Here is a 19,876-nt window from a genome sequence, read left to right as displayed (position 1 = left end):
CGAGCACGCCGCGCGAAGCCCGCGCGGCCCGGCGTGCTCAGGCGGCCAGCTCCTGCACCTCGAACGTCATGCCCGCCTTGCGCAGCCGCTCCACCAGCCGCATGCCCATGCTCGAGGCCGGGGTGAGCACCCCACCCTGCGTCGGGTTGGCGTCGAAGGCGAGGCACAGCGAGGACTCGGCGAGCATGCGCGCGGTGGCCGCATAGCCCGGGTCTCCCTGCGCCGCCACCTTGCCCTTCAGCTTCACCTCGCGCCCGGTGCGCGGCGACTTGCCCTCGCCCAACAGCTGCGCCACGAAGTAGCCCCGCTCGCGGTTCTCGGCGGAGGGGCCCTGCCCCGGCGCGGGCAGCACCTTCGACTCCAGCAGCTTGCGCAGCGGCTTCGGCTGGAGCGCGACCAAGAAGCCGCCCAGGCCCACCGTCACGGTGGTGGCCCGCGTCAGTCCCTTCACGCCGGAGCCATGGCTGGCCACCTCCGTGTAGAGGAAGTCGCGGCCCCACGGATAGCCGAGCAGCGCATGGCTGCGCCGCACCACGCGCGTGTTCACCGAGGCCATGAAGAAGGGGCCCGTCCACTGCCCCAGCTCCTGGCTGTAGCGCACCGTCGCCAGGTCCTTCTCGGCCGCGTTGCGCGGCTGGCGCGGGTCCGGGTCCAGCGCGTGCGGATTGACGAGCACGCGCCGCACCGAGCGGTCCGCGTCCACCTCCTCCAGCCCCTGGAGGAGGCTGGCCACCGTGCCGCCGCTGGCGCCCCCGCGCATCGGCCCCATGTAGAGACGCACCGAGCCCAGGTGTCCGCCATGCTTCTCGCGCATGTGCTCCTGCATCATCAGCGTGCCCAGGTCCGACGGAATCGAGTCGAAGCCGCACGTGTGGACGATGCGGGCACCCGTCGCGCGGGCCTGCTCGTGGTGGGCGTCAATCATCCGCCGCATCCACTGCACCTCGCCCGTCAGGTCGCAGTAGTCCGTGCCGGCGCGGGCGCACGCGGCCACCAGCTCGTTGCCGTATTTCGCGTACGGCCCCACGGTGGTGCACACCACGCGCGTGCGCGACACCAGCGCGTCCAGCGAGGCCGCGTCCTTCGCGTCCGCCACCAGCAGCGGCAGTTCCGCGCATGCTGGCACCAGCGAGGCGAGGCCCCGCCGCACCTCCTCCAGCTTCTTGAGGTCGCGTCCCGCCAGGGCCCACCGTGCGCGGTGGGTGTCCTGCGTCTTCGCGAGGTACTCGGCGACGAGGCGCCCGGTGAAGCCGGTGGCGCCCCACACGATGACGTCGAATTCGGCGGAGGACTTGCTCATGGGCCCGGCACTCTGGCCGCGTGCCCCGGCCGCCGCAACCCCGGCGTGCAGCCGATGGCCACGAGGGAACGCGCCGCGCCGCCTCCGTTCCCGGGACGTGACATCATCCACCGCCAGAGGAGCATCCACCGTGACGGCGCAAATCGGCGACAGCGTGGTCCACCTGGGGCGGACCTTCACCCTGGCGGGCATCAACGGCGCCGGGCTGTTCGAGCCACGCGAGCACGGCCTCCAACCGGACACCGGCTTCAGCGACAACCGCCGGGGCTTCTACTGCACCTACGAAGTCGTGGATGCCTCGCTGCGGCTGAAGGACGCCTACCTCGCCCTGCCGCACGGGCGGGAGCTGTTTGGCAGGAGGCCCGAGTACCTGCCGCGCGACTATGTCTACGTGTACCGGGAGCTGCACGTCCCCGTGTTCTTCACCGGCACGCTGCTCCTGGCGAGTGGCCTCCTGCGGGACCTCACCGTCAACATGGGCTTCCATCCCGCGTGGAAGTTCAACGAGGTCCACGAGCTGCTCGTCGAGAACGGCCAGGTGCTGTGCGCGGAGGACCGCTCGGCCCATGTCGCCCAGGTCCGCGAGCTGATGGCGTCCCTGCCCCTGCGCCCCGCGAATCCTCGCGACAACCTGGAAGTGGCGGAGTGGGTCTCCCGCTGCTTCCGGCTCGACTACTGATTCCAGGGCCGCAATCCCTGGCAGTGAGGGGATGACTCCCACACCTCAGATACCTCACCGGATGAGGACGGTGTTCCCCACCCGGTGAGGCTCACCGGCCTATCGGCCGGTCAGGTGCATCACGCCTCGCAGCGAGGACCACCCTCGGTACAAAACGGAGTGGTAATCTCCTTCTTCGTGGGAGAGCCCTCCGGGTTCGAGAGAATGCGGACCGTCTCACGGCTCAGGCTCAGCTTCTTGGGCTGCTTGTTGTCGTGCTGGTTCATGTCGCCTTCCCTTCTGATTGTTGCGATTCACCGCCGATGAGCGGCCTTCCAAGCTTGCAATAGCGCTTTGCGGGCGTCCAAAAGTAATTGCATTCACATAACAATCACACCTCAGCTCTAGATTATTCCAACCCACTCACAATGACAGTTGCAACCTGGGGGCGATTTTCGACTCGCCGACGACGCACCGCTGCAAGATGTCTGTCTGCGTTGGAACTGAAAGAGAAAGCGAGGACGCAGGCATGCGGCGGACGGTGAACTGGAAACCCCTGCTCGAGGGAACGGAGCGCGAGGCCGCGCTGCACGCGGTGGGGAACATCCTCGAGGACCTTCCCCGCTTCCCGGTGCAGGGCCCCCTGGCCACCTCCCTCATGCGAGGCCAGACGGGCCTGGCCGTCCTCTTCGCCTACCACGCGCGCGCGTTTCCGGGCTCCCCGTCCGGCGCCAGGGCGGAAGCGCTGCTGGAGGAGGCCACCGAAGCGCTGGTCACCACCACGCTGCTGCCAGACCTGTATGACGGCTTCCCCGGCATCGCCTGGGCCCTCCAGCACGTACGGGGAACCCCTGAGTCACCGGACGAGGACCCGCTCACGGACATCGACGCCGCGCTCGCGGAGTTCCTCCAGACGCGCCCGTGGCACCACCGCTATGACCTGGTGAGTGGACTGGCGGGGCTGGGCGCCTACGCGCTGGAGCGCATTCCCCGCCCCGGCGCTCGCCAGTGCCTGGAGCAGGTGGTGGCCCGGCTGGGCGAGCTCGCCGAGCCCGTGGAGGACGGCCTCCGCTGGACGACGCCGTCCTGGCACATCGAGGAAGAGGCCCGGGAGCGCTACCCCCGTGGCTGCATCAACCTGGGCGTCGCGCATGGTGTCCCCGGCGTGCTCGCCGTGCTCGCGGGGGCCGTGGCCACGGGCGTCGCGGAGCCCTCCGCGCGGAAGCTGCTCCAGGGCGGATGGAGCTGGCTGATGCGGCAACGCGCTCCCGACGACGACGCCGCGCGCTTCCCCACGCGCCTGGACGCCAACGGCGAGCCTCGCGGCTGGCCGAGCCGTCCCGCGTGGTGCTACGGCGACCCCGGCGTGGCGCTCATCCTCCATGGCATCGCCCGCGCGGTGGGTGACGCCGGCTGGGAGCGGGAGGCGCTCGCGCTCTGCAAGGAGTCGGTGGAGCGCTGGAGCCGCACCGAGCTCGTGAGGGACGCGGGCCTCTGCCATGGCGCGGCGGGGCTCGCGCACCTGTACAACCGGCTCTTCCAGGCGACGGGCGACGGCATCTTCGAGGACGCGGCGCGCCGCTGGCTGCGGCATGTCCTCTCGCTGCGTCGGCCGGGCGTGGGCATCGGCGGATTCCAGACGCTGGAGGTTCCTCCGGGCGGCGGTGAGGAATGGACGGACCTGCCGGGGCTGCTCGCCGGGGCCACCGGCATCGCCCTCGCCCTCCTGGCGGCGGCGACTCCGGTGGAGCCTGGATGGGACCGCCTGCTGCTCATGTCCCCGCCCCCCTTCGCTCCGGTCCAGGAATGACTGCTCCGCTCGCCGCGCTGCCCGGCTACACGACGTCGGGGTTCTTCGTCCTCCGCTCTCCCCTGCTGCCCTTCGACGCGCTCCTCGCCTGGAGCGAAGGCGGCGGGGAGGACCGCGCCCTGCTCCGGAGCCGCCTCGCGGCGAGCCTCTCGCGCGGAGAGCTTCGCGAGGCGCTCTTCCTCGCCTCACCCTCGCTCGACGAGGGCCTTCCCGAGTGGCTCCGCGCGCCCGAGGGAGAATGGGGCCGCAAGGTGGAGCGCGCGTTGGTGCGCTACTGGCAGCGCATGGCCGCGCGGGCCACGCCGTTCGGCCTCTTCGCGGGCACCACCGTGGGCACGCCAGGCCCGAGCACCCGGCTCACGCTGGAGCCTCGCGAGACGTACCGCCGCCACACGCGGCTGGACATGGACTACGTCAGCGCGCTGGCGGAGCAACTCGCCCGGGAGCCCGCGCTACGGGAGGCGCTCCGCTACCGACCCAACTCCAGCCTCTACCGAAGCGCCGGGAAGCTGCGCTACGCCGAGTCGCACCTGACGGGCCGCACGCGCGCCTACCAACTGGTCGCCGTGGAGCCCACGGACTACCTGGAGGCCACGCTGGAGCGCGCCCGTCCGGGAGCGCCGCTCTCCGAGCTGGCCCAGGCCCTCGTCGCCGCGGACCCCGATGTGGCCCGCGACGAGGCGGAGGCCTACGTCGGCATTCTCGTGGACCACCAGCTCCTCGTCCCCGAGCTGCCGCCCCGGGTGACGGGCCCCGAGCCCCTCGACGAGCTGCTCGCGCGGCTGGCTCCCGTACCCGCCCTGGCCGGGTACCACCAGCGCCTGGAGCAGGTCCGGGGCGCGCTGGCGGACCTGGATGCCTCGCCTCCGGGCAGCGCGCCGTCCCGCTATCGCGCCATCGCCCGGGAGCTGGAGACGTTGCCCGCGCCCGTCGAGCCGAGCCGCCTCTTCCAGGTGGACCTGATGAAGCCCGGCGCGGCGCTCACGCTGGGCCCTCGGGTGGTGGAGGAGCTGGCGCGGGGCGTGGCGCTGCTCCACCGCATCAGCCCCGCCTCGGAGTCACCGTCCCTGCGCCGCTTCCGCGAGGCCTTCGTGCAGCGCTACGAGGGGCGCGAAGTGCCGCTCGTGGAGGCGCTGGACGAGGACGTGGGCATCGGCTTCGAGACGGGCAATCCCATCACCGCGGAGGCCAGCCCGCTCCTGCGGGGGCTCGCGTTTCCCGCCAATGCCGGGGACGAGCGTCAGCCCTGGGGGCCCGGACGGGCCCACCTGCAGCATCGCCTGACGGAGCTGCTGCGCTCCGGAGGGCAGCAACTGGAGCTGGACGAGGCGGACCTGAAGTCGCTGGAGAACCCACGCACGGGCCCGCTGCCGGAGGCCTTCTCCGTCATGGCGAGCGTGCTGGCCACCTCCTCGGAGGACATCGACGCGGGGCGGTTCCAGGTGGTGCTGGAGTCGGTGGTGGGGCCGTCGGGCGCGCTGCTGCTGGGGCGCTTCTGTCACGTGGACCCGGAGCTCCACCGGCACGTGGAGGCCCACCTGCGCGCGGAGGAGGCGCTGCGTCCGGACGCCCTCTTCGCGGAGCTGGTCCACCTGCCCGAGGGGCGCGTGGGCAACGTCATCTGTCGCCCCGTCCTGCGCGAGTACGAGCTCGTGTACCTGGGGCACTCGGGCGCGCCGGTGGCGAAGCAGATACCCATCACCGACCTGCGCGTCTGCGTCCAGGGCCGGCGCATCGTCCTGCGGTCCGCCAGCCTGGGGCGCGAAGTCCTGCCCCGGATGACCCACGTCCACGACTTCGGCAAGGCCCACCTGCGGCCCTATACCTTCCTCGCCACGCTCCAGCAGGAGGGGGTGTCGCCGGGCCTCCGCTGGGGTTGGGGCCCGCTCGCCGACAGCGCCGTCCTTCCTCGCGTCACCGCCGGAAGGCTCATCCTCTTCCGTGCTCGCTGGCGCCTGCGAGTCCCCACGTTGGTGGCACTGGGCGCGGTGTCCGAAGCGGAGCGCTTCCAGGCCGTGCAGCGCCTGCGCGCCGAGCTGCGGCTGCCTCGCTTCGTGGGTGTCGAGGACCGGGACAACGTGCTGCCGGTGGACCTGGACAACGCGCTGAGCATCGACACCTTCGTCCACCTGGTGAAGGACCGGGAGCACGCGGTGCTGGTGGAGCTGCTCACGGAGGGGCTCTGCGTCCAGGGTCCCGAGGGACGCTTCGTCCACGAGCTGGTGGTGCCCTTCGTGCGCTCGGCGCCCGTGGCCCGGCCGCCGCCGCGTGCCACGCCGGTACGCCCCATCCCCATCAGTCGCTCCTTCGCACCGGGCTCGGAGTGGCTCTACGCGAAGCTCTACACGGGCACGGCCACCGCCGACGCCGTCCTGCGCGACGTCGTGGCCCCGGTGGCGCGAAAGGCGCTGGCCTCCGGCGCGGCGAAGCAGTGGTTCTTCCTCCGCTTCGGAGACCCGGACTGGCACCTGCGGGTGCGCCTCCAGGGCGACCCGGCGCGACTGAGGACGGAGGTGCTGGAGCGCCTGCACGAAGCGCTGGCGCCGTCACTGCACGCGGGGCTCGTCCACCGCGTCCAGTTGGACACGTACGAGCGCGAGGTCGAGCGCTACGGCGGCGACGAGGGCATCCTGCTCGCCGAGCACCTCTTCCATGTCGACAGCGAGGCCGCGCTGGAGCTGCTCGACACCTGCGTGGGTGACGAGGGCGCGGACGCGCGCTGGCGCCTCACGCTGCGGGGCATCGACGCGCTCCTGGACGACCTGGGCCTGGACGTGGAGGCACGGCGGCAGCTCCTCGCGGGACTGCGCGAGGCCCATGGGAAGGAGTTCCAGGTGGACGGTGCCTTCGAGCGGCAACTGGGCGAGCGCTTCCGCGCGCACCGCCGGGAGCTGGAGGCGCTCCTCTGGAATCCACCTCCATCCGAGGGCGCGCTCGCCTCCGGGCTGGCGGTGCTGCGGCGGCGCTCGGAGCGCAACGCGCCGCTCATGGAGCGACTGAGGGCGCTCTCGCTCCAAGGAAGGCTGGGCCAGGCGCTGCCCCACGTGGCGGCGAGCCTGGCGCACATGCACGCCAACCGGATGCTGCGCTCGGCCGCGCGGGCCCAGGAGCTGGTGCTGTATGACTTCCTGCACCGGCTCTACGAGTCCCGGGCCGCCCGCCAGCGCCGGGGAGTCTGACATCGTCATGGCACATGGGGTGCCCAGACCGTGGCCGTACTCCGGATGCGGCCATGGATGTAATGGGTGTCACCGACCTGCTCGCGCTGCCGGGACTGCTCGTGGCCCTCGCGGTGGGTTGGAGGCGAGGCGGCACGCCGTAACCACTCATTCCCGAGAGGCTTCCCACGGCGTCTCCAGCAACGACGGGGACGACGGGTCCTGCCATCGCTGCCACAGCGGGCAGCCCCGCGCTCGAACCCGCTCCTCACACCACGCCACGAACGCCTCGAGCGCCGTCTCCTTCATCGAGCTGCTGAAGAAGGACTCCGACTCGCCGCCGTCGGGCGCGGCCCAGAAGAGATGAAGGTTGGCGTAGCCAGGGTCTGGCCGGCTGTAGTCGGTGACGACGAGCCCGTCCGGCCGCGTGAGGCACCACGCATAGGTGGCCTCATAGCCCTGCAGCTCCGCGCGCCGCAGCGGCAGTCCGGTGAAGAGCGCCTCCAGGACGCGGAGCTGCCGGTCACAGAGGCGCAGCGCGAAGGCCTCGGGGTCATTCAGTTGACCAGGGTCGTCGTCTCCCCACAGCCCCGCCAGATAGACGCTGTTGACGCCCGTGCGCGCGGGCCGTCCACCGAGCCGCGTGTTGGCGGCCCAGAGCGCCTCCAGCACCGCGCGCCCTTCGGCCGGACGCAGGCCTCCCGCCTCCAGGAACTGGTAACGCCGTTTCTCGCCATCGTCCTCACGGAAGCTCGCGACGATGCCCACCGCGTCCAGCCCCTCCACGCGAAGGTCGATGACGAGGCCACCCTCGCCCACCAGGCGCGGCGGATGCAGCAGCGCCGCGAACAGGGCTTCCACGTGAATCGCCAGCTCGTCGGGAGGCAGCGAGCGCAGCAGGGCGCTGTGCCCCTCTTCGTCCGCCGACATCCAGCGGGCGGCATACAGGCGCGGGTTCGTCCGGGCGAGGTGACGGTCCATCCCCGCCACCTTGCCCATTCAGGACGCCCGGATGCAATGGGCGCCCGGCTCGACTCGCGGCGGAGCCCTACCTGCGGCGGCGCGTGTGCAACGCACGCCGGGCCGCCCCGCGCGCCGCCACGTCCTTCATCCCCTGCCCCTCCGCGCCGTCACCGGAGAGGAACGAGGAGAGCGCTCGAATCGTCGGGTAGCGGAACAGGTCCACCAGCGTCAGCGGCCGCTCCACCTTCGTCTTGAGCTTCTCCAACACCTGCACCATCAGCAGCGAGTGTCCGCCCAGGTCGGCGAACTTGTCCTCGACGCCCACCTTGTCGAGCTTCAGCACCTCCTGCCAGATGCCAGCGAGCATCGCCTCCGTCTCCCCCTCCGGGCGCGTGAAGGCCGCGCGCGACTGCGCCTGCTCCGGCGGCGGCAGTGCCTTGCGGTCCACCTTCTTGTTCGGCGTCTGAGGGAAGGCGCTCAGCGTGACGAAGGCCTGCGGCACCATGTAGTCCGGCAGTCGCGCGCGCAGGAAGTCGCGCAGCGCGTCCGCGGTCGGCGGCTCGCCCGGCTTCGCGATGAGGTACGCCACGAGCCGCTTGTCGCCCGGCGTGTCCTCGCGCACCACCACCACCGTCTCGCGGACCGCCGGGTGCTCACCGAGCCGCGCCTCGATTTCGCCCAGCTCGATGCGGAAGCCGCGCACCTTCACCTGGTGGTCCAGGCGGCCGATGAACTCCACCACTCCGTCCTGCCGCCAGCGCGCCGCGTCCCCCGTGCGGTACATGCGCGCGCCCGGCCGCGAGGAGAACGGGTCCGACACGAAGCGCTCGCGGTCCAGCTCCGGCCGCTGGTGGTAGCCACGCACCACGCCCGCGCCGCCGATGTACAGCTCGCCCACCGCGCCGATGGGCAGCGGGCGCTGCCGTGCATCCAGCACGTAGAGCTGCGTGTTCGCGATGGGCGTGCCGATGGGAATCCCGTCTCCCACGTTCTTCACCGCGTACGTCGAGGACCAGATGGTCGTCTCCGTGGGCCCGTACATGTTGAGCACATCACCGGAGACGACTTCCGAGAGCTGCCGCGCGAGTGGAACGGGGAAGGCCTCGCCGCCCACCATCATCTTCTTCAGCCGCTTCAGTCCCGCGCGAGCGCGCTCCTCGGCCAGCAGCATGCTCGCCTGCGACGGCGTGCACTGGAGGTGCGTCACCGGATGGCGCTCCAGCAGCGCGGGCAAGGAGCCATCCACCTCGTCCCCCTCCATCGGCTTCACGCCCACGCTGGCGTTGGCGCGCTGGAGCACCTGGGCCAGCAGCGGCAGGTGCTTCAGCACCAGCGCCGTCGGCACGCCGAAGTCCACGAGGCAGGCCACCTCGTCCACGTCCATGCCCTTCAGCTTGTCGACGACGGCGACGCAGGTGTCCACGCTGCCGAAGAGGCCCGACGTCTGGAAGTAGCGCTCGAAGGAGAACTCGAGCAGCGCGTCCATCTCCTCGGCGGAGAGGTTGTCGGTGCCGAAGTTGCCATTGGCCAGCGTCGTCTGCGCCTTGAACGCCGGGAAGCTCCACGCGGCCTCCTTGATGAGGCTCACCGAGGACTTCAGGTACGCCTTCATCGGGCCGCGCACCACCTCCTTCACCGCGGCCTCGGACTCACCGACGAAGGTGTGCAGCATCAGCGTCACGGTGCCCTTCCCCGGGTGGCCCGCCTTGCGCCACGTCTCGCGGTAGAGGGCAATCTTCTGAGCGACTTCTTCCGGCGACTGGCCGAGCAGGTGCGTCAGCACGTGGCAGCCCGCGCGCGCGGCCTCCTCGAACGTCTCGGGGTTGCCGGCGGTGGTGACCCAGATGGGCAATTCCTTCTGCACCGGCCTGGGCAGGGTGCGCAGCTTCACCGTGCCGCCCGTGCCGCTCTTCGCCTCCAGCGTCTCGCCGCGCCACAGCCTGCGCACGTCGTCGATTTGCTGGAACATGACGCGCTTGCGGTCCGCGAAGTTCTCCGGCCGCAGCGCGAAGTCATTGGGCTGCCAGCCCGCCGCGAAGGAGATGCCCACGCGGCCGTGCGAGATGTTGTCCACCACGGCCCAGTCCTCGGCGATGCGCAGCGTGGGGTGCAGCGGCGACACGAGACTGCCCGCGCGGAGCTGCACGTTGCGAGTCACCGCCGCCAGCGCCGCCGACGTCACCGCCGGGTTGGGGAACAATCCTCCGAACGCATGGAAGTGCCGCTCCGGCGTCCACACCGCGCGGAAGCCATTCGCGTCCGCGAAGCGCGCGCTCTCCAGGAGCAAATCGTACCGGCCCTCCGGACGCTCGCCCTCGTCGCTGGAGAAGTAGAAGAGGCTGAAGTCCATGCCGCGCGAGGCGTGCTTCCCCTCTTGCGCGCCGTCGTGCCGCTCCGCGTGGATGACCACCGTGAAGCCGCGAGTGAGCGTCCACAACAACTCCAGCACGGAGATGTCGAAGTTGAGGCTGGTGACGGCGAGCCACGTGCCGCGCTCCGTGCCCAGGCGCTCGTCCATGCCGATGCCGAAGTTCACGAAGTTGCGGTGCTCAATCATCACGCCCTTCGGACGGCCCGTGCTGCCGGAGGTGTAGATGACGTACGCGAGGCTGTCCGGCCCGGCCGGGGGCGTCTGGGCGTCCTCGGAGGCGGCGATGCGCGCCCACGCCGCGTCCACCGCGAGCACCTGCCGCGCGGCCGGGGGCACGCGCGCGAGCAACCGCTCCTGCGTCAGCACCAGGTGGCAGCCCGAGTCCTCCACCATGAACGCGATGCGCTCCGCGGGGTACGCCGGGTCCAGCGGCACGTAGCAGCCGCCCGCCTTGTGCGCGGCGAGCACGCCCACCATCATCTCCAGCGAGCGCTCCATGAAGATGCCCACGCGCACGTCGCGGCCCACGCCCGCGCTTCGCAGGTGGCGGGCAAGGACGTCGCTGCGCTCATCCAGCTCGCGGTAGGTCAGCGAGGCGCCCCGGCAGACGAGGGCCGTGGCATCCGGGGTGCGCCGTGCCTGCTCCCGGAAGAGCGAATGGAAGGTGGCGTCCCCGGGCAGCTCGCGCGCGGTGTCGTTCCACTTCGCGAGCAGCGCACGCTCCTCCGCGCCCAGCAGGCCCTGCTCATCCAGCGGCCTGCCCGGAGACTCGCGCAGCGAGGCGAGGAACGCGGAGAGCTGGCGCGACAGCTCGGAGACGCGGCCCTGCTCCACCCGCGAGGCATCGAAGAGCAGGTGCGCCTTCGTGCCCTCCGCATCGACGGAGACGGTGAGCACCGCGCCGGGCACGACATGGCTCAGCTCGCCCGGCGCGGAGATGCGCAGCGCGACGGGATGGGCCACCTCACCCAGGTGGCGCGGCAGGCCGGCGAGCTGCGGCGAGCGGCCGAGCAAATCTCGCGACATCACGCCCTTCTCGCGAAGCTGCGTCAGCGCCTTGCGGAATGCGGACGCCGCGGCATCCGGCGAGTCCTTCATCGGCAGCTCCACCCGGAGCGGGAGCTGCGAGGCGAAGAAGCCCTCCACGTCCCGCACCCGGGCGCGCGTGCTCGCGTCACTGAAGCCCACGTCGAAGGACGGCTCCGGGGACAGGCGCGACAGAAAGGCCACGGCGGTGAAGAGGAGCCGCTCATCGGGAGGCAGGTCCGTGGCCCAGCCCGAAGCGACGTCGCTGGCGGAGAGCGTCAGCGAGTGCGTGCCCTCCTCCTTCGAGCTTCCACCCAGGAACGGCAGGTCCGGAGGCGCCAGCGTCTCCAGCCGCGCGAGGAAGAACGCCTCCGCCTTTCCCGCCTGCACACCCACTTCAGTCACGCGGGCACGAAGCTCCTGCGAGGGCGGCGGCAGCGCATCACCCACCGCGAGGTTGCGCGAGCCCAGCAGCTCGGCCCACGACAGCGGTGCACCGCACAGGCCCTTCGGCCCCTTCAGCGTGAGGTCCCCGCCGCCGAAGGCCAGCGTCAGCGCGTCCCCTTCAATCGCGACGATGCGGCCCGGGCTCGCGCCGGAGCCCTCCTCCACCCGGACTGCGTCGGAGACGGCCACCGGCGCGCTGCCCAACCACAGCTTCGCGAAGGAGAGCGGGTTGGGATAGCCGCCGTAGTCCAGCGCTGCCACCAGCGCGCGCGCATCCTCCACATCACCGTGCGGGTCCAGCAGGGCCCCCGCATCCGGGCGCCGCGCCATGCCGAAATAGCTGCGCTGGGAGAAGTCCTGCTCGATGAGGTCCACGCTCCCGTCGACGAGCTCCGCGGCCAGCTCCGCGAAGATCTCCATGCCCAGCGTGTAGCAGCGCGCGTTGAGGCTGAAGGCCGTCTCGTTGGGAGCAATGTCGAAGAGGCGCTGCTTGAGGATGCGCCCCTTGTCCGCGCCCGACGTCATCTCGTGCCACGTGACGCCGTGCTGGGACTCGCGGTGCAGCAACGCCCACGAGGTGACGTTGAGGCCCGCGTAGCGCGGCAACGGCCCATCGTGGAAGTTGATGGCCATGCGACGCGGCAGCCGCAGCACCTCGTCCTTCACCAGGCTCAGGTTGACGATGCTGAAGAGCCAGTCGAAGGGCGTGGCGGAGAGGAAGGGCAGCACTCCGTCCCCGGGCGGCACTTGTTGGATGCCCTGCGCCTCCGCCCACTTCTGGAGGGCCGGCTCCCGGGTGACGAGCCCGAGAATCCGCACGCCGTGCTCCTGGAGCGCCTCGGCACAGGGAACGACGAGGGTGCCCTCGCCGATGATGAAGCAGGAGGGCGACTCGGCAGTCGCGGTCATTCGATGGCTCCGGACTGCGAGAAGAGCTTCGAGGCCTCGGCGAGGGCGGCGGGATGCTTCAGCAACTCCGCGTGCCCCACGCCCGAGAAGGTGTGGAAGGGCGCGCCCAGCCTGCGCGCGAGCTCTTCACCATGGACCGGCGGCAGCGCCTGGTCCGCCAGTCCGTGCAGCACGCGGACCGGTGGCAGACGCTCCGAGACGAGCGAGAGGTTGTCGTAGCGGTCCGGCGTCCGCAGCCGGCCGCGCAGCCCCTTGTCCGTCACGTCCATCAACGTGAAGGGCGCGAGGAGCACGACGCCGCGCGCGGGCCTTCCGTCCTTCGCCAGCGTGTGCGCCGCCGCGAGCGCCGCGTTGCTTCCCATGGAGAAGCCCACGAGCTGGAGGTCTCCCGGCTGGTGCGTGGCGACGAGCCAGCGCACCGCGGCCTCCGCTCCGGCTCGGAGGGACTGCGGCGATGGCTTGCCCGGAGAGCCATCGAAGCCCGGCGGCGCCACCGCGGCCAGCCCGAGCCCGCGTCCTGCGTCCAGCGCCTCCAGCACGGAGCGTGCCTCTTCGAGGTAGCCCGGACCGTTGCCTCCGAAGAAGACCAGCCAGCGTGTCTCGCCCGGCGCGGGAGCCCGCGTCAGCGCGCGCTGGCGTGGCGGTCCGGCGATGTCGCTCAGCGTCCACCCGCCCGCGGTGAGGCGTGCCTCCGCTCCGGAGGCCAGGGGCGCACCGTCATAGGGAAACGGCCCCGGCGCCTCCGACGGTCTGTCCAGCCAGCCGAACTTCAACACGATGCCCCCCAGTGCGGCCGCGAGCGCCGCCATGCCCAGGTCCCGACGATTCACTTGCGGCCCGCCTGTTGTGCCTCGTCCAGCGCCGTGCGCAGCAGTCGGCCGAGGATGTGGACGTTGGGCTCGCGCACGAGGCTGTCGTGGTCGCCGGGCACCTCGCGGATGCGCAGCGACGGCACCAGCGGCTCCCAGCCCAGCGTCGCGCCCATGTGCGAGTAGATGGGGTTGACGTCCTGCGCGCGGAACAGCGTCACCGGCCCGGAATAGGGGCGCGGAGCGTAGCGGCTCGACAGGAACTGGAAGCGCTCGGTGAGCTGGAGGTCTCGCAGCTCGATGGGCAGCGGCTCACCGCGCTGCTCGTACCAGCGCAGCTTGATGGAGTTGATGAGCCGGTTGCCGTCGCGCTCCACCTTCTTGCGCAGCCGGTCCTTGAGGTAGGCCGCCGCGCCCTCGTCGAGCACCGCGCGCCAGCGCTCGTCGAAGGTGAGCCGCCGCTCCTGCGTGGCGGGATGGAAGGTGTCGAGGAAGGCGAGCAACGCCACATCCTCGCCCTGCTCGCGCAGCCGCTGCGCCATCTCATAGGCGACGACGCCGCCTCCGGAGTAGCCACCGAGGAGGTAGGGCCCGCGCGGCCTCACCTGGCGGATGCCCTCCAGGTAGATGTTCGCCATCTCCTCGATGCTGTCCGCGGGTGGCAGCTTGCCGTCCACGCCGCGCGCCTGGAGCCCATAGAAAGGCTGCTCCTTCCCGAGCGTCGCCGCGAGGTCGCGGAAGTTGAGGACGTTGCCGCCCGCTCCATGGACGCAGAAGAAGGGGATGCCTGCGCCACCCTTCTGGATGGTAACGAGCGGAGACCACCCCTTCGACACGGGCGCGGAGGCCACAGGCGCCGCGCTGGCCGGAGCGGTGTCCGGCGTGAAGGGAATGCCGGCGGCCTCGCGCACGAGCGCGGCGCACTGCTCCAGCGTGGGCGCCTCGAACAACGTCGCCAGCGTCAGGTCCGCGCCGAGCAGCTTCTTGATGCGAGCGAACAGGCGCACCGCGATGAGCGAGTGCCCGCCAAGGTCGAAGAAGTTGTCCTTGAGCCCCACCCTCGGCACGCCGAGCAACTGCTGCCAGAGCTCCGCGAGCTTGCGCTCCACGTCGTCGCGCGGAGCATCCGCAGCCGCACCCTGTTGTGCCGGAGCCACGCCCTGCTGCGCGGCCACGGGCTTCTCCGCCTCCTGCTTCGGACGCAGACGCGCCGCCAGCGCATGCAGGTCCATGGAGCTGACAAACAACGCCGGAGTGCCGGTGAGGGACAGCGCGCGGAGGAAGGCCTCCTGTCCCTCCGCGGGCTTGATGCCCAGGGGCAGCCACGTCTCCAGCAGTGAGCCCTTCTTCTGGGGCGAGCGGCCGAAGCGCTTCGCCTCGACGGCGGCGACGAGGTAGCCCTCGATGGCGCAGAAGACGCGGCCGTCCGAGTCACAGAGGGTGACATCGAGCAGCGCGCCACGCCCCTCCTCCTGGCGCACGCGCACGTGGCTCAGCGCCACCTCGGGCCACGGGCCCCACACGCGCAGGTGCCGGTAGGAGACGGGCACGTGCAGCTTCCCGGGCTGCCCCGCGTCGGGCAGCAGTGAGAAGGCGAAACCGGAGGCGATGTCCAGCAACCCGGGCGGCAGCGCGTACGTCGCCAGGTCTCCGAGGAGCGCGCGAGGAAGCTCCAGGCGAGCGAAGGCCTCCGACGCGCCGAAGCCCGCCGAGCGCAGCACCTTCCACCGCGGACCGAAGGCGATGAGTGCGTCCTGGGGCAGTACCTGCTCCCCTTCGCCGAAGCTGAGCGGGCGCGCAGCGCAGCGCGCATGCACCGCGCTCACGTCCAGTGGCGCGGGAGGCCCACCGGCCGCGGGCCCCAGGCGCGCGGTGGCGTGCTCCACCCACGCACTCCCGGCCGAGCGGCTCGACACGCGGAAGGTGAAGCCGTCGCCCTCGGGAGCGAGCGACACCTCGACCTCGCGCACCTCGCCGTCGGGCACGTCGAGCGGCGCGACGAAGGCGAGCTGGTCCACATGCAACGGCGTGCCCGGACGCACCGTCTCCCAGACCGCGCGCGCCAGCTCCACGTAGCCCGTGCCCGGCAGCACCGGCCCGCCGCCGCGCATGCGGTGCTCGTCCAGCACCCACAGGGCCTTCGCGTCGTAGATGGCGCGGAAGACGTGCTGGCCCTCGGGAGCATCCACGCGCCGCTGCAACAGCGGGTGGGCCACGGACTCGCCTGGAGGAAGCCGAGGCGCCACCTGGGCCGCGGCCATGCCCACCTCCTGCCAGACGCCCCACCCCAGCGCGAGCGCGCGCTTCGCCGTACCGGACGCCTCCAGTCGCGCCGCCTGGGCCAGCAGGAACGCATTGGCCGCGACGTAGTCCACCTGTCCCGGAGGACCGAGGTGCGCACTCGTCGAGGAGAAGCTGACGAAGAAGTCGAGCTGGGTGCCGTGCAGCACCTCTTCGAGCGCGAGCGCACCGAGTGCCTTGGGCGCCAGCACGCGCAGCACCGAGTCCCGCGTCTTCGACTCCAGCGGCCCGTCCTCCAGCCCGCCCGCCGCGTGCACCACGCCGTGCAACGCGCCAAAGCGCGCCTTCACCTCGGCGATGGCGGAGCGGAGCTGCCCCGCATCGGACGTGTCCGCCTTGAGCAGCAGGACCTCGGCGCCCAATCCCTCCAGCATGCGCTGCACTTCCGCGTGCGAGGCACTGGCAGCGGAGCGGGACACGAGCGCGAGCCGGGCCTTCGCCTTGCGCGCGAACAACTCCGCCAGCGTCCGACCGATGCCGCCGAGCCCGCCAGTGATGAGGTACACACCGCGCTCGCGCAGCGGTGTCGGCGCTTCCGGCAACGCGGTCCGCTCCAGCACCTGCACGAGCCTGCGGCCACTCCGCAGCGCCACCGGCACGTCCACGTCCGGGCGCAACAGCTCATCCGCCAGCTCGCGAGCCTGCGTCGCCGGAGCGGCGCTCACGTCGACATCCACCGCGCGAGCGAACAGCTCGGGCAGCTCCTTCGGAGCCACGAGGACAGGACCGAAGGCGAGTGCCTGCTCAGGTATCCGCGCGGGCCCGTCCACCGCCATGCCGCCCCGCATCACCCGGACGTACCGCAGCCCGGCGGGCAGCGACTCGGCGGTGAGCGACTGCATCAGCGCGAGCGGCGCGAGGAGGTGACGCGACACCGCGCGCTCCCAGCCACTCGCGTCCACAGCCGGCAGGTCCACGAGCCTCGGAGGCACTCGCCCTTCCGCACCCAGCGCATCCCAGAGCGCCTCCCAGTCCTCGCGCGCGTCGGGTCGCAGCGTGAACGCACCGTCCGACCTCCGGGCGAAAGCCCCACCCGGGAACACCCGCTGTACGCGCGCCCCTCGGGCCGTCAGCTCACGGGACCACTCCTCCGCGAGCGGCTCCTCATCCGCCAGCAACAGCCAGCGCTCGTTCTCCGCCGGAGCCTCCGGCTTCGGCCCCGGCTGCTCGCGGAAGCGCGGCGCATAGCCCCACCGCGACACGTCCTCCTCGCGCACGAGCGGACGCTCTCCCTCGCGCCGGGCCATGAAGTAGCCTGTGCCCGGCTCCACCCAGTGGCGCTCGCGCTCGAACGCATACGTCGGCAGCCCCACGCGGCGCCGCTTCAGTCCCGCGAAAAGCGCCGCCGTGTCCAGGTTCACTCCGGCCGCCCACAGACGTCCGAGCGCGAGCTGGAAGAAGGCCTGGTCCGGAACCGAATCATTCGGGTGCCGCAGCGACGGCACGAGCCCCTCCGCCTGGGGCTTCTCCCCCTGCGCCCGCAGCAGCGACAACAGCGTCTGCCCTGGACCGACCTCCAGGTACACGCGGGCCTTGTCCGCGAGGAGCACTCCGGCGCCCTCGGCGAAACGCACCGGCTGGCGCAGGTGCCGCACCCAGTAGTCGGCAGACGCGGCCTCCTCGGGCGCAATCCACGTCCCGGTGACGTTGGAGACCCACGGCGTCTTCGGCGCGGAGAAGCGCACCTTCGTCGTCAGGTAGTCACGGAAGGGCGCCAGGATTGGCTCCAGCATCCGCGAGTGCGCGGCGACGCGGATGTGCAGGCGCCGGGCCTCCACCTCGCGCGCCTTCAACCGCGCCTCCAACGCATCGATGGCCGCCACCTCGCCCGAGACGAGGCACAGCCCCGGTGCATTGTGCGCGCCCAGCTCCAGTCCCGGCCCGAGCAGCGGCTTCAGCTCCGCCTCGGGAAGCTCCACGCTGAGCATGGCCCCCGCGGGGAGCCCGTCGAACAGCCGCCCCCGGCACGCGACGATGCCGAGCGCATCCTTCACGGAGAACACCCCGGCGAGCTGGGCACACGCGTACTCGCCCATGCTGTGTCCCAGACACGCGGCGGGCGTCACCCCGCGCGACTTCCACAGCGCCGCGAGCGCCAGCTCCACGGACAGCAGCGCGGGCAGCGCATACGTCGCCTGCTCGAGCTGCTCGCGCGCCTCGGCCTCCCTGCCCGCCTCGGGGAACAGCAGCGGCCGCAGCTTCAGCGACTCGTGCTGCTCCAGCAGCGACAGACACTCATCCAGCGCGCGGCGGAACACGGGCTCCTGCTCGTAGAGCCCCTTCGCCATGCCCGGGTACTGCGCGCCTCCACCGGGGAACAGGAACACCACCGAGCGCCCCTCCGCCTCGGTATGCGCCTGCGCCGTGCGGGCCGGCTCGGGTTGCTCCAGCAGGCGGATGGCCTCCTCGCGCGAGGACGCCACCACCGCGCGCCGGTGCGCGAAGCGGCGCCGTCCGGCCAGCAGCGTGAAGGACACATCCCCGAGGTTCGGCGCCCCTTCCTCTCCGAGCCGCTGCGCGAGCCGGCGGGACGCACGCTCCAGCGCGGCCGGCGTGCGCGCGGACAGCCAGAGCGTCTCGAACGGCCGCGCGGCGGACGTCGTCGGCTGGGCCGGAGCCTCTTCCAGGATGACGTGCGCGTTGGTACCGCCCACGCCCAGCGAGTTCACCGCCGCGCGCCGGGGCCGGCCTGACTTCGCCGCCCACTCGCGCAACGCGGCATTCACCACGAACGGCGTGCGCGCGAAATCAATCTGTGGATTCGGCTTCTCGTAGTTGAGGCTCGGCGCGAGCTGCCGGTGCCGCAGCATCTGCACGACCTTGATGAAGCTCGCCACGCCGGCCGCCGTGTCCAGGTGGCCGATGTTCGTCTTCACCGAGCCGATGCGGCAGTACCCGCTCTTCTGCGTCTGCGTGCGGAAGGCCTGGGTGAGCGCGGTGATTTCAATCGGGTCGCCCACCGGCGTGCCGGTGCCGTGGCACTCGATGTAATCGATGGTGTCCGCGCCGATGCCGGAGACGTTGAGCGCCTCCACCACCGCATCCGCCTGCCCGTCCACGGACGGCGCGAGGTACCCCACCTTGCGCGCGCCGTCGTTGTTCACCGCGCTGCCCTTCACCACCGCGTACACGGTGTCTCCGTCCGCCAGCGCGTCCTCCAGCCGGCGCAGCGCCACCACGCCCACGCCACTGCCAAAGAGCGTCCCCTGCGAGCGGTGGTCGAACGCGCGGCAATGCCCATCCGGAGAGAGGATTTCCCCCTCCTGGTACAGGTAGCCCCGGTAGTGCGGCAGCTCCAGCGTGACACCGCCCGCGAGGGCCAGGTCACACTCGCGCGTCAGCAGGCTCTGCACCGCCGAGTGGATGGCCACCAGCGACGTGGAGCACGCCGTCTGGATGTTGACACTGGGGCCGCGCAAATCGAGGCAGTACGAGACGCGCGTGGTGAGGAAGTCCTTGTCGTTGCCCGTGTGCCGCGCGAGGAACAGGCCCACCTGCTCCATCAACCGCGGATTCGTGAAGAGGTGGTAGGGCATGTACGCGTTCATGCCGGAGCCGCCGAAGACGCCGATGGGGCCCTTGAAGGACTCGGGCGGGTGCCCGCAGTGCTCCAGCGCCTCCCAGCACACCTCCAGGAAGTGCCGGTGCTGTGGGTCCAGGATGGACGCCTCGCGAGGGCTGAAGCCGAAGAAGCCCGCGTCGAAGTCCTCCAGCCCCTCGAAGACCATGCCGGCCTTCACGTAGCTCGGGTCCTTCAGCAGCGCGGGGTCCACGCCCGCGGCCAGGAGCTGCGCGTCGGTGAACCACGTCACCGAGCCCACCCCGTCGCGAACCCGGCGCCAGAAGGCGTCCACGTCCCGCGCTCCCGGCAGCCGCGCGGCCATCCCCACGACAGCAATGTCTGGCGAGTCCGAGACCTCAGCTTCGTCCGTCATGCCGGTTCCCTGTTCCCCCCGGAGGTGCCCTCGCACCGTCCGCGGCGAGGGTAACACGGTTACCGCACTGGCCAGCCGAGCCCCCCGGAGGTCTCCGCTGGAGCAGCAGCAGCGGCGGAGGAAGCTCGACTGAAAGCGACCGGCACGAGGCCTCGCCTCCATGACTGGCGCCGGGCTTGTCCCCGGCAG

General features: G+C 71.5%; 9 protein-coding genes. 3 read left to right on the top strand and 6 right to left on the bottom strand.

Features of this window, described 5'->3' with window-relative positions:
• Window positions 1-37: 37 nt before the first annotated feature.
• Window positions 38-1,300 carry a saccharopine dehydrogenase family protein gene (locus ACVTJA_RS14740; RefSeq protein WP_465837003.1) on the bottom strand — a complete coding sequence of 421 codons (1,263 nt, stop codon included), beginning with the start codon at window positions 1,298-1,300 and terminating at the stop codon, window positions 38-40.
• 130 nt (window positions 1,301-1,430) lie between these two features.
• Here ACVTJA_RS14740 and ACVTJA_RS14735 point away from each other — a divergent pair, with 130 nt between their 5' ends.
• Window positions 1,431-1,979, top strand: coding sequence for a hypothetical protein (locus ACVTJA_RS14735; RefSeq protein WP_465837002.1), 549 nt, complete (start codon window positions 1,431-1,433; stop codon window positions 1,977-1,979).
• 119 nt (window positions 1,980-2,098) lie between these two features.
• Here the strand turns inward: ACVTJA_RS14735 and ACVTJA_RS14730 are convergent, their stop codons facing one another.
• Window positions 2,099-2,245: a hypothetical protein gene (locus ACVTJA_RS14730; protein WP_465837001.1), complete on the bottom strand. Its 147-nt coding sequence runs from the start codon at window positions 2,243-2,245 to the stop codon at window positions 2,099-2,101.
• Window positions 2,246-2,487: 242 nt separating this feature from the next.
• Here ACVTJA_RS14730 and ACVTJA_RS14725 point away from each other — a divergent pair, with 242 nt between their 5' ends.
• Both ACVTJA_RS14725 and ACVTJA_RS14720 read left to right on the top strand, forming a co-directional pair.
• The gene (locus ACVTJA_RS14725; protein ID WP_465837000.1) at window positions 2,488-3,768 is read left to right on the top strand and encodes a lanthionine synthetase C family protein; all 1,281 of its coding nucleotides are present in this window, start codon (window positions 2,488-2,490) and stop codon (window positions 3,766-3,768) included.
• Window positions 3,765-6,947: a lantibiotic dehydratase gene (locus ACVTJA_RS14720; protein WP_465836999.1), complete on the top strand. Its 3,183-nt coding sequence runs from the start codon at window positions 3,765-3,767 to the stop codon at window positions 6,945-6,947. The genes ACVTJA_RS14725 and ACVTJA_RS14720 overlap by 4 nt, the downstream gene beginning before the upstream one ends.
• A 147-nt stretch (window positions 6,948-7,094) precedes the next feature.
• Here ACVTJA_RS14720 and ACVTJA_RS14715 read toward each other — a convergent pair whose 3' ends face one another.
• The 4 genes from ACVTJA_RS14715 to ACVTJA_RS14700 form a co-directional block, all read right to left on the bottom strand.
• On the bottom strand, window positions 7,095-7,907 hold the full coding sequence (locus tag ACVTJA_RS14715; RefSeq protein ID WP_465836998.1) for a hypothetical protein: 813 nt from the start codon (window positions 7,905-7,907) through the stop codon (window positions 7,095-7,097).
• Between the two features lie 67 nt (window positions 7,908-7,974).
• Window positions 7,975-12,642 carry a MupA/Atu3671 family FMN-dependent luciferase-like monooxygenase gene (locus ACVTJA_RS14710; protein ID WP_465836997.1) on the bottom strand — a complete coding sequence of 1,556 codons (4,668 nt, stop codon included), beginning with the start codon at window positions 12,640-12,642 and terminating at the stop codon, window positions 7,975-7,977.
• Window positions 12,639-13,472 carry an alpha/beta fold hydrolase gene (locus tag ACVTJA_RS14705; protein ID WP_465836996.1) on the bottom strand — a complete coding sequence of 278 codons (834 nt, stop codon included), beginning with the start codon at window positions 13,470-13,472 and terminating at the stop codon, window positions 12,639-12,641. The genes ACVTJA_RS14710 and ACVTJA_RS14705 overlap by 4 nt, the downstream gene beginning before the upstream one ends.
• Window positions 13,469-19,687, bottom strand: a complete 6,219-nt coding sequence (locus ACVTJA_RS14700; RefSeq protein ID WP_465836995.1) for an SDR family oxidoreductase — start codon at window positions 19,685-19,687, stop codon at window positions 13,469-13,471. Before ACVTJA_RS14700 ends, ACVTJA_RS14705 begins: the two co-directional genes overlap by 4 nt.
• Between the last annotated feature and the right edge of the window lie 189 nt (window positions 19,688-19,876).

The organism is Pyxidicoccus sp. M6, assembly GCF_055568925.1.
Note: the sequence above shows the minus strand (reverse complement) of the source record. Positions and strands in the feature narration are given on the sequence as shown.